The sequence below is a fragment of the Acidovorax sp. genome, assembly GCF_046294525.1.
GTDB lineage: Bacteria > Pseudomonadota > Gammaproteobacteria > Burkholderiales > Burkholderiaceae_C > Acidovorax.
In genome coordinates this window covers 14,778-30,805 of the sequence record NZ_JBKBKQ010000016.1, presented here as the reverse complement: position 1 = coordinate 30,805, position 16,028 = coordinate 14,778, and the positions used below count along the sequence as shown (strand labels likewise).

The 16,028-nt window shown below is 66.9% G+C and carries 14 protein-coding genes; 11 read left to right on the top strand and 3 right to left on the bottom strand.

The features are described from left to right. The first annotated feature begins 23 nt into the window (after positions 1–23). The 5 genes from ACK4HJ_RS15040 to flhC all read left to right on the top strand — a co-directional run bounded on the left by ACK4HJ_RS15040 (position 24) and on the right by flhC (position 4,677). Entirely contained in the window at positions 24–1,178 is a 1,155-nt protein-coding gene (locus ACK4HJ_RS15040; protein ID WP_409833061.1) for an aromatic ring-hydroxylating oxygenase subunit alpha, read from the top strand. A gap of 140 nt (positions 1,179–1,318) precedes the next feature. Beyond that, entirely contained in the window at positions 1,319–2,230 is a 912-nt protein-coding gene (locus ACK4HJ_RS15035) for a DMT family transporter (protein ID WP_409833059.1), read from the top strand. 114 nt (positions 2,231–2,344) lie between these two features. Then, a complete protein-coding gene (locus ACK4HJ_RS15030) occupies positions 2,345–3,241 on the top strand; it encodes a sulfurtransferase (RefSeq protein ID WP_409833057.1) in 897 nt (298 codons plus the stop codon). Between the two features lie 486 nt (positions 3,242–3,727). Beyond that, the gene (gene flhD, locus ACK4HJ_RS15025; RefSeq protein WP_409833056.1) at positions 3,728–4,054 is read left to right on the top strand and encodes a flagellar transcriptional regulator FlhD; all 327 of its coding nucleotides are present in this window, start codon (positions 3,728–3,730) and stop codon (positions 4,052–4,054) included. Positions 4,055–4,119: 65 nt separating this feature from the next. Then, complete coding sequence (flhC, locus tag ACK4HJ_RS15020; protein WP_409833054.1) at positions 4,120–4,677, top strand: flagellar transcriptional regulator FlhC; 558 nt, start codon at positions 4,120–4,122, stop codon at positions 4,675–4,677. Positions 4,678–4,834: 157 nt separating this feature from the next. Here the strand turns inward: flhC and ACK4HJ_RS15015 are convergent, their stop codons facing one another. Both ACK4HJ_RS15015 and ACK4HJ_RS15010 read right to left on the bottom strand, forming a co-directional pair. Beyond that, a complete protein-coding gene (locus tag ACK4HJ_RS15015) occupies positions 4,835–5,410 on the bottom strand; it encodes a FlgO family outer membrane protein (protein WP_409833052.1) in 576 nt (191 codons plus the stop codon). Beyond that, complete coding sequence (locus ACK4HJ_RS15010) at positions 5,404–6,348, bottom strand: hypothetical protein (protein ID WP_409833050.1); 945 nt, start codon at positions 6,346–6,348, stop codon at positions 5,404–5,406. Before ACK4HJ_RS15010 ends, ACK4HJ_RS15015 begins: the two co-directional genes overlap by 7 nt. A 138-nt stretch (positions 6,349–6,486) precedes the next feature. Here ACK4HJ_RS15010 and ACK4HJ_RS15005 point away from each other — a divergent pair, with 138 nt between their 5' ends. Both ACK4HJ_RS15005 and ACK4HJ_RS15000 read left to right on the top strand, forming a co-directional pair. Beyond that, a complete protein-coding gene (locus ACK4HJ_RS15005) occupies positions 6,487–7,764 on the top strand; it encodes an AI-2E family transporter (protein WP_409833048.1) in 1,278 nt (425 codons plus the stop codon). A gap of 236 nt (positions 7,765–8,000) precedes the next feature. After that, entirely contained in the window at positions 8,001–8,294 is a 294-nt protein-coding gene (locus tag ACK4HJ_RS15000) for a DUF4148 domain-containing protein (RefSeq protein WP_409833046.1), read from the top strand. A gap of 188 nt (positions 8,295–8,482) precedes the next feature. On the opposite strand, the gene ppc is transcribed toward ACK4HJ_RS15000, so the two are convergent. Then, positions 8,483–11,272: a phosphoenolpyruvate carboxylase gene (gene ppc / locus ACK4HJ_RS14995; protein WP_409833043.1), complete on the bottom strand. Its 2,790-nt coding sequence runs from the start codon at positions 11,270–11,272 to the stop codon at positions 8,483–8,485. Between the two features lie 138 nt (positions 11,273–11,410). Between ppc and hemC the strand changes: the two genes are divergently transcribed. The 4 genes from hemC (at position 11,411) to ACK4HJ_RS14975 (ending at position 15,849) form a co-directional block, all read left to right on the top strand. Next, a complete protein-coding gene (hemC, locus tag ACK4HJ_RS14990) occupies positions 11,411–12,358 on the top strand; it encodes a hydroxymethylbilane synthase (RefSeq protein WP_409833041.1) in 948 nt (315 codons plus the stop codon). 9 nt (positions 12,359–12,367) lie between these two features. After that, complete coding sequence (locus ACK4HJ_RS14985) at positions 12,368–13,174, top strand: uroporphyrinogen-III synthase (protein ID WP_409833038.1); 807 nt, start codon at positions 12,368–12,370, stop codon at positions 13,172–13,174. After that, positions 13,171–14,304 carry a uroporphyrinogen-III C-methyltransferase gene (locus tag ACK4HJ_RS14980; RefSeq protein ID WP_409833036.1) on the top strand — a complete coding sequence of 378 codons (1,134 nt, stop codon included), beginning with the start codon at positions 13,171–13,173 and terminating at the stop codon, positions 14,302–14,304. The genes ACK4HJ_RS14985 and ACK4HJ_RS14980 overlap by 4 nt, the downstream gene beginning before the upstream one ends. A gap of 267 nt (positions 14,305–14,571) precedes the next feature. Continuing rightward, positions 14,572–15,849 (top strand): heme biosynthesis HemY N-terminal domain-containing protein, encoded by a 1,278-nt coding sequence (locus ACK4HJ_RS14975; RefSeq protein ID WP_409833034.1) that lies wholly within the window; start codon positions 14,572–14,574, stop codon positions 15,847–15,849. The last annotated feature ends 179 nt before the right edge of the window (positions 15,850–16,028 follow it).

Here is a 16,028-nt window from a genome sequence, read left to right as displayed (position 1 = left end):
GGAGTCTTTAGGTCAGGTCACCCATGTCTGATTTAAGTCTTCAACTGCAGCAGGCTGCAAGCCAACTACCAGTTTCAAGCTACTTTGACGAAGCGCTGTTCCAGCGCGAGCTGGAGACCATCTTCCAGCGCGGGCCCCGCTATGTGGGGCACCAATTGGCCGTGCCCCATGCGGGCGACTACTACGCGCTGCCCCAGGAGGGCGAGGGCCGCGCCCTGGTGCGCAATGCCCAGTGCGGGATTGAACTGGTATCCAACGTCTGCCGCCACCGGCAGGCCGTCATGCTCAAGGGCAAAGGCTCGCTGCAAGGCCAGGGCAAGGGGCATGCGGGCGGCAACATTGTGTGCCCGCTGCACCGCTGGACCTACAGCCCCCAGGGCGAGCTGCTGGGCGCACCGCATTTTGCGCACGACCCGTGCCTGAACCTGAACAACTACCAGTTGCGCGAGTGGAACGGTCTGCTGTTCGAAGACAACGGTTACGACGTAGCCGCCGACCTGGCCCAGATGGGGCCGCGCGCCGACTTGGACTTTGACGGCTACGTGCTCGACCACGTAGAGTTGCACGAGTGCAACTACAACTGGAAGACCTTCATCGAGGTCTATCTGGAGGACTACCACGTCGGCCCGTTCCACCCAGGCTTGGGGCAATTCGTCACCTGTGACGACCTGCGCTGGGAGTTCGGCAAGAACTACTCGGTGCAGACCGTGGGCGTGGCCAACCGCCTTGGCAAGGCTGGCAGCCCGGTGTACGAGCGCTGGCACAAGGCGCTGCTGGACTACCGCGAAGGCAAGCCGCCGAAATACGGCGCCATCTGGCTCACGCTGTACCCGCACATCATGATCGAGTGGTATCCGCATGTGCTCACCGTGTCCACGCTGCACCCCATCAGCCCGACCAAGACGCTGAACATGGTGGAGTTCTACTACCCCGAGGAGATCGCCGCCTTCGAGCGCGAATTCGTCGAGGCGCAGAAGGCCGCGTACATGGAAACCTGCATCGAGGACGACGAGATCGGCGAACGCATGGACGCTGGCCGCAAGGCTCTGCTGGCGCGCGGCGACAACGAAGTGGGCCCTTACCAGAGCCCCATGGAAGACGGCATGCAGCACTTTCACGAGTGGTACCGGGAAGCCATGGGTAGTGAGGCATTGGGCACCAACGCAGCAAAGCGCTAAATACGGCGGAAAAATCCCGCCAATCTGCAGGCATGCCTCAGCCTGCTCTCATTACAATAGCTGGAAGTGCTTAAAAAATAAGCGCCTCCGGCTATTTTCATTTCTGCACCGCAGGTGCATGTCATAAAGATCACAACCCGATGCAAGCCCTCTGGATGGTGTTGGCCGCGTTCCTGTTTGCCAGCATGGGCGTGTGCGTCAAGATCGCTTCGGACTTCTTCAACTCGGCCGAACTGGTGTGCTACCGCGGCATCATCGGCATGGGCATCCTGTGGATGCTGGCGCGTTCGCAGAAGGTGACGCTGGCCACGCGCTACCCCGGCATGCATGCTTGGCGCAGCCTGGTGGGGGTGGCTTCGCTGGGTGCGTGGTTCTACGCCATCGCCCACCTGCCGCTGGCCACGGCCATGACGCTCAACTACATGAGCAGCGTGTGGATTGCCGCCTTCCTGGTGGGCGGCACGTTGCTGGCCTGGAGGCCCTCGGCGGCCGCACCGCGGCCCGCGCTGCAGGGGCCGCTGGTACTGACGGTGCTGACCGGCTTTGTGGGTGTGGTTCTCATGCTGCGCCCCAGCCTGGACCAAAACCAGGCCTTCGCCGGGATGATCGGCCTCATGTCCGGCCTCTCGGCTGCATTTGCGTACATGCAGGTGGTGGCCCTGTCCCGCTTGGGCGAACCCGAATCGCGCACCGTTTTCTACTTTGCCGTGGGGTCCGCCGTCGCCGGTGGTGGTGCCATGGTGTTCACCGGCGTGTCGGACTGGCCGGGCTGGCAGGCGCTGTGGCTGCTGCCCATCGGTGTGCTTGCTGCGGGCGGCCAGCTGTGCATGACGCGCGCCTATGCCAGCGCCAAGAGCCAGCGCGGCACACTGGTGGTGGCCAACCTGCAGTATTCAGGCATTGTGTTCGCGGCCATCTACAGCGTGGCTTTGTTTGGCGACCAGCTTCCGCCCATTGCCTGGCTGGGCATGGTGCTCATCGTGGGCAGCGGCATCGTTGCCACCGTGCTCCGGGCGCGGGCGGCGCCCGGTACCCCGGCCGAGGAACATTGAGATGCAAAGTCCGCTGCGCAGACACAGCACTGGGCCTTCACACCCGCCGCCGCTCATGCGCACAATGCAGCGACTCCCCTCTCATCGCGCTTGCCTTCCAGCCGCCGCCACACCATGACCTACACCACCCTCATTTCCGCCCCAGAGCTCCAGTCCCTCATCGCTAGCGGCGCACCGCTGATGGTGTTTGACTGCAGCTTCGAACTCATGCAGCCCGCAGCCGGTGCGCAGCAGTACGCACAGGCCCACATTCCCGGTGCGGTCTATGCCCACCTCGATACCAACCTGAGCGCCAAGCACGGCGCCCCCGGCGCAGGCGGCACTGTGACGGCGCAAGAGGCCGACCAGCCCGCGTCCGGTGGCCGCCACCCGCTGCCCAGCCGGGAGCGTTTTGCGATGTGGCTGTCCAGCGTGGGCTTTGCCAACAACATGCAGGCCGTGGTGTACGACCGGCAGGGCGCCAACTACTGCGGGCGCCTGTGGTGGATGCTCAAGTGGGCGGGCCACGATGCCGTGGCCGTGCTGGACGGCGGCCTGCAGGCCTGGCAGGCAGCCGGCGGCGCGGTCAACAGTGGCGACGAGCCCGCGCACTTCCAGTCCAACTTCCAGCTGGGCGCGCCTTTGCGTCGGCTGGCGACGGCCGGTGACGTGCTAGCTCACCTGCAGCAACCGGGCCAGACAGTGATCGACGCACGTGCAGGCGCTCGCTACCGTGGCGAGGTGGAGCCGCTCGACCCGGTGGCCGGGCACATCCCCGGCGCGCTCAACCGGCCATTTGCCGAGAACATTGGCACAGATGGCCGCTTCAAGCCCGCAGAGCAGCTGCGCGCCGAGTTTGAAACCCTGCTGGCCGGGCGCGACCCGGCCACCGTCGTGCATCAGTGCGGTAGCGGCGTGAGCGCCGTGCCCAACCTGCTGGCCATGGAAGTGGCCGGCTTGGGCCCCACGGCGTTGTTTGCCGGCAGCTGGAGCGAGTGGTGCAGCGACCCCGCCCGGCCGGTTGAAAAATAGCCCCCATGCTCCCCACTGCGTGTGGTCGCTGCCCCCCGAGGGGGCCGTTTTCATCTTGGGGCGGCCCGGCGATGAAAAATAGCCCCCACGCTCCCCATTGCGTGTGGTCGCTGCCCCCCGAGGGGCCGTTTTTTCATTTTGGGGCGGCCCGGCGATGAAAAAAGGGCTGGAAACACACCCACACCACCCGCACCAGTGGCAAAAGCGCAAAAAAGATGGTTTTGAGGGTGCTATCAAAACCATGAGCAGAAACGGGCGGGTTGCGCCGCGCGGCACAGCAAGCCCGCCCGCCTGATATGCCGGCCGGCACCTGATGCGCGTGTAAGGCAAATTCCTACATGGCGCACCGCAGAACCAGACACACTGCGCAGCCAAACCCCGACTTAATTTCTGATTGGGGCGGTTTCACAATCCATTTCAACGGATCACGCAACACCTGCAATCGGCAGGAAACGCAGGCCCGGAACTGGAAAAAAGGAAGCTGCCATGACCAACGAACAACTCCTCGCTGAAATCCGCGAAGCCAACCTGACGTACCTGATGTTGGCCCAGACCCTGATTCGCCAGGACAAGGCGGAAGCCGTGTTCCGGCTGGGCATGAACGAAGAATCTGCCGACATCCTGGCCTCGCTGTCTGCAGCGCAGGTGATGAAGCTGGCCTCCCGCAACACGCTTCTGTGCAGCTTCCGTGTGGACGACAACCTGGTGTGGAGTCTGCTGACCAACCACTCGGCCAAGAAGGTGGGCAACGATGCCACCAACACCCTGCACGCAAACATCCTGATGGCCAGCCGCGTGTCGGAAGTGCTCTGAACCTCGGTCCGCCCTGTACCGGCCTGTACCGCCCTCGTTTTCACCCTGCCGCCTGAAAGCCCGCCATGTCCACCACCTCCGCTGCCAAAGCCCCCGCCAAGAGCGTTCTGAACGAATCGAAGCAGATCGAACGCGCCGCCATGCTGATCCAGATGGGCGCACGCATGCAGGTGCTGGAGTCCGAGACCACGCTGTCGTATGAACGCCTGATCCGGCTGTACAAGGAGATCGCTGGCAAGTCGCCGTCCAAGGGCCAGCTGCCCTTCTCGACCGACTGGTTTCTGACCTGGCAGGAGAACATCCACAGCTCGCTGTTCCTGAACATCTACGAATACCTGTCCAAGGGCGTGGACCTGGATTCGGTGGAACTGCTGACCAAGGCCTACCGCCTCTACAACGAGCAGGTGGCCACCGCCGAGATCGAGCCGCTGCTGTCCTTCACCCGCGCCTGGCGTCTGGTGAAGTTTGTGGACGCCGGCATGCTGACGCGCACGAAGTGCAGCCAGTGCAGCGGCCAGTTCGTCACCGAGCTGTACGAAAACCGCCACTTCACCTGCGGCCTGTGCAACCCGCCCGCACGCGCTGGCAAGAGCAAGTCGGCGGGTGCACTGATGCTGCACTGATGCCGCACCGTGCCGCCGCCAGCCCCACCAACAAGCAATTTCAAGCAAAATCGGGGCCTAGCGCTTAATCAGCAAGCGCTGGCAGCTATCATTTTTGAATAGCCAGACCGCAAAAGAGACCGCATGCCCGGTCTCTTTTTGCTAATGCAGCAACCGCCTACCGCCCGGCCAGAAGCGCCCGCACGTTGTCATCCATGGGCACCGCGTAGTTGTGGGCTGCCACCACCACATTGCCCTCGGGCTTCACCAGCTTGATGCTCACGTACAGCACCGTGGCCGACGCAGCATAGGTACCCACCACCACGGCCTGCGCATCGTGAGACCGGCTCAACTCACGCAGCTCACGTGACAGCAGCAGCTCGCCCTGTTCGCGCTGAATCATCACCGTCTCGCGCAGCTTGAGCTCGGTCACCGGCAGGCCGCGCTGCACGAGCCGGCCGGCAATCTGCTCAGAAAAAATCCGACCCAGGCGCGATGACTCGCCCAGCCGATCCACATTCACCAACGTGGCTACCAGCACCGCGTGCTGGCCGTCCAGCGGTGCGTTTTGCAGCAGCATGTCGGCCGCATGGTGGTTGGCGTGGATGACCGAAGTGCGCGGCGCAGCGCCCGCGGCGCCACCACCAGCCGCTTCGCCGTAGTAGTAGCTTGACGCGCAGCCCGCCAGATGCAGCGTGGACGCAGCCACGGCGGCGGTGGCCAGCCACCGCAGGGTGTTGAGACGCGTCACCATGGGCTCACCACCCGCCAGGTCTTGAGGGCCGCAGGCGGCGGGCCGGGCAGGCGGGGTTCGGGGGCCAGATACAGCAGCGCATCGTCGTGCGCCAGCGAATACACGTCCGACGTGCCCGCGAGGTAACGCCCGCCGCTCTCCAGCGATGCCGTCACCAGCAACTCGGACCGCGCAGGCACACCCGGCTGCGGATAGACCACCGGGGTCTCCGGCGCAGGAGGGGCGCGGCGGATGGTGGAGGCAGCAGGCTCGTAAGCCGACGTGGATGTTGTCGCAGCGGGGGCCATGGCCGCCACCGCCGCGCCAAACGCGCTGCCGGACGCCACGATCACTTCACGCTCGCCCGCAGGCTGGGCGGGCCCCTGCGTTTCGGCCGGCGTGGCCACGCCGTTGGCATGGGCGGCAGCACCCAGAGTGCCTGAAAGACCCGGCGGGCTGAAAGAGTGGGCCCCATGAAAATGCACGCCATCGCGCGCCACGCTGACGCCCGAAGCCAGGGGCACCCAGTGCAGCACGCTGGATTGCGGCTGCAGGTGCTGCACCACCTGGGCTTCCACCACCAAGTGCACAGCAGTGGTAGGTTCGGTCGATACCGTCACGCCCAAGTCGGCCAGCCGCGCCATCAGCAGTTTGCGAAAGCCGTGGTTGAACCGCGTGTCGGCCTTGGACGCGACATAGATGGGATGCTGGCCCGCTGGCCAGTCGCGCGTCTTGTCGGCGATGCGGCTGGCCATGTCCTGGGCCAGCACGTCCCAGTGGTGCACGGCCCGCAGGGTTTTCTGCGACGAAGGCGCATGGCGGCTGTCCTCCGGCACATCCAGCCCGGCGCAGCCCGCGCCCAGCAGCGCCAGGCCCAGCAGGGGCGCCGCTGTCGCCGCACGCCAGCGGGCAACGCCCACACGGCCGGGGCAACGGGGGGCTACAGGATCAGATTGCATGGGCCACATGCTATGCCGCGCGGGCCGGGGCCATCGGCCGAACAGGGGCGGGTTTGCAGCGCACTTCGCGCGCACGGGCAGGCCCCACGGGCAGGCCGCCTACAGAAATACCCCCACACACTGCCGCACAATCCGCGCATGATTGCGCCGCCGCCCGAACCCGCCGCCCCTCCCCTGCCCCCCGCCCCACCCGCCCGCCCTGCAGAACCGGTGGCGCCGGAACCGTTTGCAGTCAGCGCGGAGCCCGAGCCAGCTTCTGGCACCACATCTTCTGCCCCCGCAGATCCCGCCCTCACCGCATCGCCCTTTGCCGGGCCGCTGATGCTGCACATGCCGGTGGACGTGCGCAGCGTCTCGCTGGCCATGCTGGCGCTGTTCGCCGCTGTGGCGCTGCTGCACTGGGCCAGTGCGGTGTTCATTCCCATCATGCTCAGCCTGCTGCTCACCATCGCGCTGCGCCCGGCTGTGGAGGGGCTCAAGCGCTGGCACGTGCCCCGATGGGTGGGCGCCGGCGTACTGTTGATCTCCATCGTCGGCGGACTGGCCGCATCCGCCTGGTCGCTCAGCGACGGGGCTGCGGAGCTCGTCGATTCGCTGCCCGTGGCCGCCAAGAAGGTGCGCGACAACCTTAAAGCCCGCAGCCGCGGACCCAGCGCGCTGGAAACCGTGCAGCAGGCCGCAACGCACATCGAGCAGGCTGCCAGCGACAACACCACTGCGGCACCCACGCGCCGCGGCGTCCAGCGCGTCATCGTCGAGCGCCCGCCTTTCAACATCCGCGACTACCTGTGGAGCGGCACCATGGGCCTGATGTCGGCGCTGGGCCAGATGACCGTGGTGGTGTTCCTGACCTACTTCGCGCTGGCCTCGGGCAATCTGTTTCGCACCAAGCTGCTACGCATCGCGGGCACCACGCTGGAGCGCCGCAAGATCACCATCCATGTGCTGGAAGACATCACCAACAACATCCAACGATATTTGCTGGTGCAGGTGTTCACCAGCGTGCTGACGGGGTTGGCCACCGGGTTTGCTTACTGGGCTCTGGGTTTGGAAAACCCTGCCGTCTGGGGCGTGGCCGCAGGGGTACTCAACTTGGCGCCCTACATCGGCTCTGCCCTGGTCACGGGCGCGTCAGCACTGGTCGCCTTTCTGCAGTTCGGCACCATAGACATGGCGCTGGCGGTCGGCGGCGCGTCCCTGGTGATCCACACGCTGATCGGCAACCTGCTGACCCCCTGGCTCACCAGCCGCACCAGCCGCATGAGCCCGGTGGCCGTCTTCGTCAGCGTGCTGGCCTGGGGTTGGCTGTGGGGCCTGTGGGGCCTGCTGCTGGGCATACCGGTGATGATGGCCGTGAAGGCCGTGTGCGACCGGGTCGAGGATTTGAAGGCGGTGGGAGAACTGCTGGGGGATTGAAACCACGGCGCCGTCCGTCATTCCGTGCCGAGGTCCTTTCCTCCGCAGGTCTTGGCGATTGTTCCCAATACCGAAACAGTTAGTTTGCGACTGAGTGGTTTTTCTTTGAACACAAGCGGCGTACAGTTCATCCCATCGATGAGCCGAACCCGCAAGGCGACTCACCGACCCGGCTCAAGAATGGTTTTTGCGCCGGTTTTTTGAGACGCTTTTTTTCACTTCAAAGGATTGCCATCATGAACAAGACCGCCCGTTTCCTCTCCGTTGCCGCCGTTGCCGCTTTCACCGCCCTGGGTGCCCATGCCGACGAAGCCGACAGCTCGCAGTTTGCCCTGCAGTTCGAGACCAACCGCACCCGCGCCGAAGTGGCCGCTGAAGCCGTGGTGGAAGCCCGCAGCCACAGCACCGAACCCGCAGGCTCGCGCGTTGCGACATACCAGTCCACCGCTGACCGTGCCGCCGTCCGCGCCCAGGCCGCCGAAGCCGTGCGCACAGGCCAGATCCCCCACGGCGAATTCAGCGCCATGTAATGGTTGACCGGTTCGCCCGCTCGCCAGCGGACGACCGAATGCAGTTGCGGGACTTCCCATGGCGGCGGCACCTCGCGCGGTGCGGGGGCTGCTGCCATGGGAGGTGTTTTGAAGGCATCCGTGACTGCAAACGCCAACGGGCTCCCTCGGGAGCCCGTTTTTTTTGCCCTCGCAGCGCGGCGGCCCGCTCAACCCGTGTTGCGCAAGCCTGCCGCAATCCCGTTGATGGAGATGTGGATACCCGTCTGCACGCGCTCATCTCCCTGCCCCGCGCGCCAGCGGCGTACCAGCTCCACCTGCAGGTGGTGCAGCGGGTCGATGTACGGAAAGCGGTGCTTGATGGAGCGGGCCAGGGCCGTGTTGTGCGTCAGGCGCTGTTTGTCGCCCGTGATGCGGGTGAGCGCATCAGCCGTGCGGTGCCATTCGGCTTCGATGGCGGTGAAGACCTTTTTGCGCAGGCGGGCGTCCGTCACCAGTTCGCTGTAGCGTGAGGCCAGGGCCAGGTCGCTCTTGGCCAGCACCATGTCCATGTTGGACAGCAGGGTGCGGAAGAACGGCCATTGGCGGTACATCTTTTGCAGCAGGGCGAGCTGGGCCTTGGGGTCTTTGCCCTCGGCATTGATGAACGCGTCCACGGCCGCCCCAAAGCCGAACCAGCCGGGCAGCGTGAGGCGGCACTGGCCCCAGCTGAAGCCCCAGGGGATGGCGCGCAGGTCTTCGATCTTCTGGCTGGCCTTGCGGCTGGCGGGGCGCGAGCCGATGTTCAGCTCGGCGATCTCGCGGATGGGGGTTGAGTTGAAGAAGTAGTCGGTGAACCCGGGCGTCTCGTACACCAGCGCGCGGTAGGCCCCCATGCTGGCCAGCGAGAGCTGCGCGGCGGCGTCGAGGAAGGCCTTGGTCGCGGGCTTGGTAGGCTGCAGCAGCGTGGCTTCGAGCGTGGCAGCCACCAGCGTCTCCAGGTTGCGGCGGCCGATTTCGGGGTTGGCGTATTTGGAGGCGATGACCTCGCCCTGCTCGGTCAGGCGAATCTGGCCGCGGACGGTGCCAGGGGGCTGCGCCAGGATGGCCTGGTAGCTGGGGCCGCCGCCCCGGCCCACGGTGCCGCCCCTGCCGTGGAACATGCGCAGCTGGATGCCGTGGGTGGTGGCGAGTTCGTCGAAGAGTTCGACGAGGGCGATCTCGGCGCGGTACAGCTCCCAGTTGCTGGTGAAGATGCCGCCGTCCTTGTTGCTGTCGCTGTAGCCGAGCATGATGTCCTGCTCGCCACCGCTGCGCTGCACGAGTGAGGCCACGCCGGGCAGGCTGTAGAACTCGCGCATGATGGGCGCAGCGTTGCGCAGGTCTTCGATAGTCTCGAAAAGCGGCACCACGATGAGGTGGTTCTTCGATTCGGCGTCCAGCGTGCCGCTCATCAGGCCCACTTCCTTTTGAAGCAGCAGCACTTCCAGCAAATCGCTCACCGTTTCGGTGTGGCTGATGATGTAGTGGCGGATGGCCTCGTGGCCGAAGCGCTCGCGCATCACGCGGGCGGTTTCGAAGATGGCCAGCTCGCCCTGCGTGTGGGCGGAGTACTCGGCACCCACCACGCGCAATGGGCGCGCGTCGTTGAGCAGCTTGATCAGCAGCGCGCGCTTGGCAGCCTCTTGCAGGCTGGCGTAGTTGGGTTCAATGCGCGCCTTGGCCAGCAGCTCGGCCACGACTTCCTCGTGCTTGTCGGAGCTTTGGCGCAGGTCCACCGTGGCCAGGTGGAAGCCGAACACCTGCACGGCACGGATCAGCGGGTGCAGGCGCTCTTGCGCCAGCGCTTGGCCGTGGTGCGACTTCAGCGAGGCTTCGATCACACGCAGGTCGGCCAGGAATTCTTCCGCGCTGGCATAGGGGTTCTGCGGCGCCACGGCGTGGCGGGCGGCTTCGCCCCCCGTCAGCTCTTTGAGCGATGCGGCCAGGCGGGCGTAGATACCCGTGAGTGCGCGGCGATAAGGCTCATCCACACGGTGTTCGCTAGTGTCGGGCGAGCGCTGGGCCAGGGCCTCCATCTCGGCCGAGACCTGCACGAGGCGGGCGGACAGCGACAGCTCGCCGCCCAGGTAGTGCACTTCCGTCAGGTAGTGGCGCAGGGCCACCTCGGCCTGGCGGCCCAAGGCGTAGCGCAGCGTCTGCGCAGTGACGTTGGGGTTGCCGTCGCGGTCACCGCCGATCCACTGGCCCATGCGCAGAAAGCTGTGCACGGGGTACTGGCCCAGCTCGGTTTCCAGGTCGCAATAGATCTTGGGGATCTCGCGCAGGAAGGTGGCTTCGTAGTACGACAGCGCGTTCTCGATCTCGTCGGCCACGGTGAGCTTGCTGTAGCGCAACAGGCGCGTTTGCCACAGCTGGGCCACGCGGGCACGCAATTGCGCTTCATTGGCAGCCAGCTCGCGAGGGGTGAGCGCGTCCTTGGCGCTGTTGTAGAGCTGGGCGCGCACCTGGATGTCGTCGCGCGCGGCCAGCAGTTGGGCGATGTCGCGCTCGGCATCCAGGATGCTCTTGCGCTGCACCTCGGTGGGGTGGGCCGTGAGCACGGGGGCCACGTAGCTGCCTGCCAGCGTCTGCGAGATGGTCTTGGGCGCAATGCCGGCCCAGCGCAGGCGCGACAGGGCGACCTCAATGCTGCCCTCTTGCGTGTCGCCCGCGCGCTCGTGGACGGCGCGGCGGCGGATGTGGTGGCGGTCTTCGGCCAGGTTGGCCAAGTGGCTGAAGTAGGTAAAGGCGCGGATCACACTCACCGTCTGGTCGCCCGACAGGGACTTGAGCAGCTTCTTGAGGGCGCGGTCGGCTTCCTGGTCGGCGTCGCGGCGGAAGGCCACGGAGAGTTTGCGCACCTGCTCCACCAGCTCGTAAGCGGCCACGCCCTCCTGTTCGCGGATCACGTCACCCAGGATGCGTCCAAGCAGGCGGATGTCGTCGATCAGGGGCTGGTCCTTGTCGGATCGTTTCATGGTGCGTCAATCTCCGGAGATGGATAAAGTGGCCCGGCGCCACGCGCCCCCCCTTGTGTCCCTCCGGGGCGCACCAGCCCCAGTGCGGGCGCATGCTAGCATCGCCCGCCCCTGAATGATTACAAACAGGTTACGAACTTGAGCCCTGTCCAGAACCCCCTTTCCATCGTCATCGCCACCCGCGAAAGCCGCCTTGCACTGTGGCAGGCCGAGCATGTGAAGGCGCTGCTGCAGGCCCGCGGCCACGCGGTGGAACTGCTGGGCATGACCACCAAGGGCGACCAAATCCTGGACCGGTCGCTGAGCAAAGTGGGTGGCAAGGGCCTGTTTGTGAAAGAGCTGGAAGTGGCATTGGAAGAAGGCCGCGCGCACATTGCGGTGCACTCGCTCAAGGACGTGCCCATGGAGCTGCCCGAGGGCTTCGCCCTGGCTTGCGTGATGGAGCGCGAAGACCCGCGCGATGCGTTTGTCTCGCCCAACTACCCCAACATCGACGCTCTGCCCCAGGGTGCGGTGGTCGGCACGTCCAGCCTGCGCCGGCAGGTGCTGCTGCAGGCGCTGCGGCCCGACCTCAAGATCGAGCCGCTGCGCGGCAACCTGGACACCCGCCTGCGCAAGCTGGACGAAGGCCAGTACGACGCCATCGTGCTGGCGGCTGCGGGCCTGAAGCGCCTGGGGCTGGAATCCCGCATCCGCGCCACCTTCGCGCCCGCTGCCATGCTGCCCGCCGCAGGCCAGGGAGCCCTGGGCATTGAAGTCCGCAGCGACCGGCAAGAGCTCATCGACGCACTGGCGCCGCTGGCGCACCAGCCCACCTGGCTGACGGTGGCGGCCGAGCGCGCCGTGAGCCGCGCCATGGGCGGCAGCTGCTCGATGCCGCTGGCAGCACACGGCACCTTCACGGGCGGCGTGCTGCAGCTCGACGCGGCCTGGGGCGACCCGGAAGGTCAGGCACCGCTGGTGCGCGCCGATGCCCAGGCGCCTGTTGCCACGCTGGCCCAGGCCGAAGCGCTGGGCGAGGCCATTGCCCAGCGCCTGCGCGCGGGCGGTGCGCGCGGCGCCGAGCCCGCGACCACGGCGGGGTAGCAGCCCACCATGCGCCGGGTCATCGTCACGCGGCCCGCCCGCGAGGCGGCGCATTGGGTGCAGGAGCTGCAGGCCCACGGCATTCAGGCTGCCGCCCTGCCCCTCATCGCCATCGGCCCCGCCACGGCGCCGGGCGCCCAGCAGGCCCTGCAGCAGGCCCGCAGCCGCTGGCCGCAGTACCGCGCCGTGATGTTCGTCAGCGGCAACGCCGCAACCTATTTTTTTGAACAAAAATGGCCTCTAGCGCTTGATGGAAAAGCGCTAGAAGCTATCAAAACAAGAGCATGGGCTCCAGGCCCCGGCACGGCGCGCGCGCTGGAGCATGCCGGCGTGCCGCGCCAGTTCATCGACGGGCCCGCCGCAGATGTCGCGCAGTTCGATTCCGAGGCGCTGTGGCAGCAGGTGGGCCAGCAGATCCAGCCCGGCGACCGGGTACTGATCGTGCGAGGCCGGTCGGGCGGCGTGCACGACAGCGGTGCGGGCTCGGGTCGGGACTGGCTGGCACGGCAGATCGAGGCTGCCGGCGGTGCTGTGGACTTTGTGGTGGCCTACGAGCGGGGTGCGCCCCGCTTCGGCCCCGCCGAAGTGGCGCTGGCGCAACAGGCGGCCAGTGACGGGTCCACCTGGCTGCTGAGCAGCTCGGAGGCCGTCGCCCACCTGGCCCAGGCGCTGCCCGGGTGGGACTGGCGCTCAGCACGTGCATTGGCCACCCACCCGCGCATTGCCGAAGCAGCGCGCGCAGCGGGCTTTGGCACTGTGCGGGAATGCCGCCCGGCACTGGCCGACGTGGTCGCCTCGATAGAATCGGCCGTATGAGTTCCGTGCCCCCCAACGACCCGTTCCTTGCAGCCACTGCGGTACCGGCGCCGACTCCGCAGGCTGCACCGGTGGCGGCTTCCGCCTCCAGTGCGACGGCGCGCGGAGGCGTGGTCACCGTGGTGCTGGCAGCAGTGTCGGTGGCGGCCCTGGTGGGCTGCGGCCTGCTGTGGCAAAAACTCAGCAGCATTCAAGAGCAGTTGGCCCGCCAGTCGGCCGATTCAGGTGCCCTGGCGATCGAAGCCCGCACCATGGCCCGCCAAGCCGAAGAGCAGGTGCGCGAGACCGCAGCGCGCCTGTCGGTGACCGAAGCACGCGTGAGCGAAGTGGCGCTGCAGCGCAGCCAGCTCGAAGAGCTCATGCAAAGCCTGTCACGCTCGCGTGATGAAAACCTGGTGGTGGACATTGAATCGTCCATTCGCCTGGCACAGCAGCAGGCGCAGCTCACCGGCAGCCTGGAGCCGCTGGTGGGCGCTCTCAAAAGCGCGGACCAGCGCATCAGCCGGGCAGCCCAGCCCCGGCTGGCGCCTGTGCAGCGCGCTATCGGTCGCGACCTGGACCGGCTGACACGCACTGCCGTGGCCGACACCGCCGGCCTGCTGGCCCGCCTGGATGAACTGGTGCGCCAAGTGGACGACCTGCCGGTGCTGAACGCCGTGGCCCAAGCGGCCGCCACGCGCCGCCTGGCCGGCGCGGCCTCTACTGCACAATTGCCTTCTTCATCATCATCCACCCCCACCGCGCAAGGTGACGTGGCGTGGTGGCAGGCCGCTTTGCAGCGCAGCTGGGAAGTAGTGCGTGACGAAGCCCGCACCCTGGTGCGCGTAAGCCGCATCGACCAGCCCGAGGCGATCTTGCTGGCGCCCGAGCAGACGTTCTTCCTGCGCGAAAACCTCAAGCTCAAGCTGCTGAACGCCCGCCTGGGCGTGCTGGCGCGCCAATACGAATCGGCCCGCGCCGACCTGGCCGCCGCGACCACCGCGCTCAACAAGTACTTCGACCCGGCCTCGCGCCGCACGCAGAACGCCGCCAGCACCCTGCAGGCCGCACAGGCCAGCATGAAGGCGGCTGAGCTGCCGCGGCTGGACGAAACGCTGTCTGCACTGGCCACAGCCGCAGCCGGCCGATAGATGAACCACCCCTTGAGTCGCTATCAGCCTCGGCGCGTTCGCCAGAGACGACCGCTCTTCGTTGCCGTCCAGGCCTGCGCAGGCAGGCCCGGAGCCGCGGCACTCAGCCCCCCTCTCGTTTCGCTTCGCGAAGCGGGAGGGGAGCGCACCCAGCGCACGCAAGCAAAGCGCCGCTTGTGCGGCTTGGCGGCCCTTGCGCGGGTGCACTGGTCTCGGCCGCGCCAGTCTCCAAGTCCCGCTTGCAACGCACTGGACAATTGAAACGATATGCGCGCAGCACTCTGGCTTTTGGCATTGTTTGGCGTGGCCGTGGCGGCTGCGCTGTTTGCGGGTAACAACCAGGGCACCGTGACCCTGTATTGGCCGCCCTACCGCATCGACCTGTCGCTGAACATGGTGGTGCTGTTGCTTGTGGGCGGATTTGTCACCGTGTATGCCGCGCTTAGGGCGCTGGCCGCCCTGCTGGAGCTGCCGCGCCAGGCGCGGCGCTGGCGTGTGCAGCAAAAGGAGCGCGCCATGCACGCCTCGCTGCTGGACGCGCTGACGCACATGCTGGGCGGCCGTTTCATCCGCTCCCGCAAGGCCGCCGTGGCTGCACTGGCGCAAGAACACGCACTGGCCGCCGCCGACGAGGCCGTGCCGCATGGTCGGCAGTTGCGCGCGCTGGCGCACATGATCGCCGCCGAGGCCTCTCACGCGCTGCAGGACAGCGCCACGCGCGAAAGCCACCTGAACGATGCGCTGCAGGAAGCGCCCGCGCGCGGAACAGTGAACGAGCAGGAAATGCGCGAGGGTGCCCAGATGCGCGCCGCCCGCTGGTCGCTGGACGACCGCGACGCCAACGCCGCACTGGACCGCCTGGCCGCGCTGCCGCAGGGCGCTGCCCGCCGCACGCTGGCACTGCGCATCAAGCTCAAGGCCACGCGGCTGGCACGGCAGACGCAAGACGCGCTGGACACTGCGCGGCTGTTGGGCAAACACCGCGCGTTCTCGCCAGCCGCAGCCCAAAGCATCGTGCGCGGCCTGGCCATTGAGCTCATCAACAGCGCACACGACACGGCCCAGCTGCAGCAGATCTGGCAGTCACTGGAGCCTGCCGAGCGCAACATGCCCGAGCTGGCCATCCACGCCGCTCAGCGGCTGGCCGCCCTGGGTGGCGAGGCCACACAGGTGCGCGTCTGGCTGCTGCCGGTGTGGGACCGCATGGTGGACCTGCCCGACGCCCTGGCCGAACACCACGCCCTGCGCCTGGTGCGCGCCCTGGAGGCCGGCCTGGACGCGGTCGACGCTCCGTGGCTAGCTCGCATCGAAGCCGCGCAGCAGGCCAACCCACGCGACGCCCGCCTGCAGTACTTGGCGGGCATGGCCTGCCTCAAGCGTCAGCTGTGGGGCAAGGCGCAGCAACTGCTGACCCAGGCGGCGCAGCAGATCGCCGACACCTCGCTGCGCGCGAGCGCATGGCGCCACCTGGCCGAACTGGCCGAGCAACGTGGCGACGAAGCCGCCGCTGCAGACGCCTGGAAGAAGGCCGCCCTCGGACGCTGACACAGCCGACCGATGCACTCCCGCTTGCTCCGGGTGTGATTCATTTTTCCGCTCGTTGCCCCGCGCATCCCGCCGCCTCGCAGCAGCGGAGCGGCGCACCGGCCCGCGCAGCGCTTCTGAACCTTCGAAAAAAATTTCCCAACGTTGGGGAACTTTGATGGCTCAGGCCCGATCGGTTC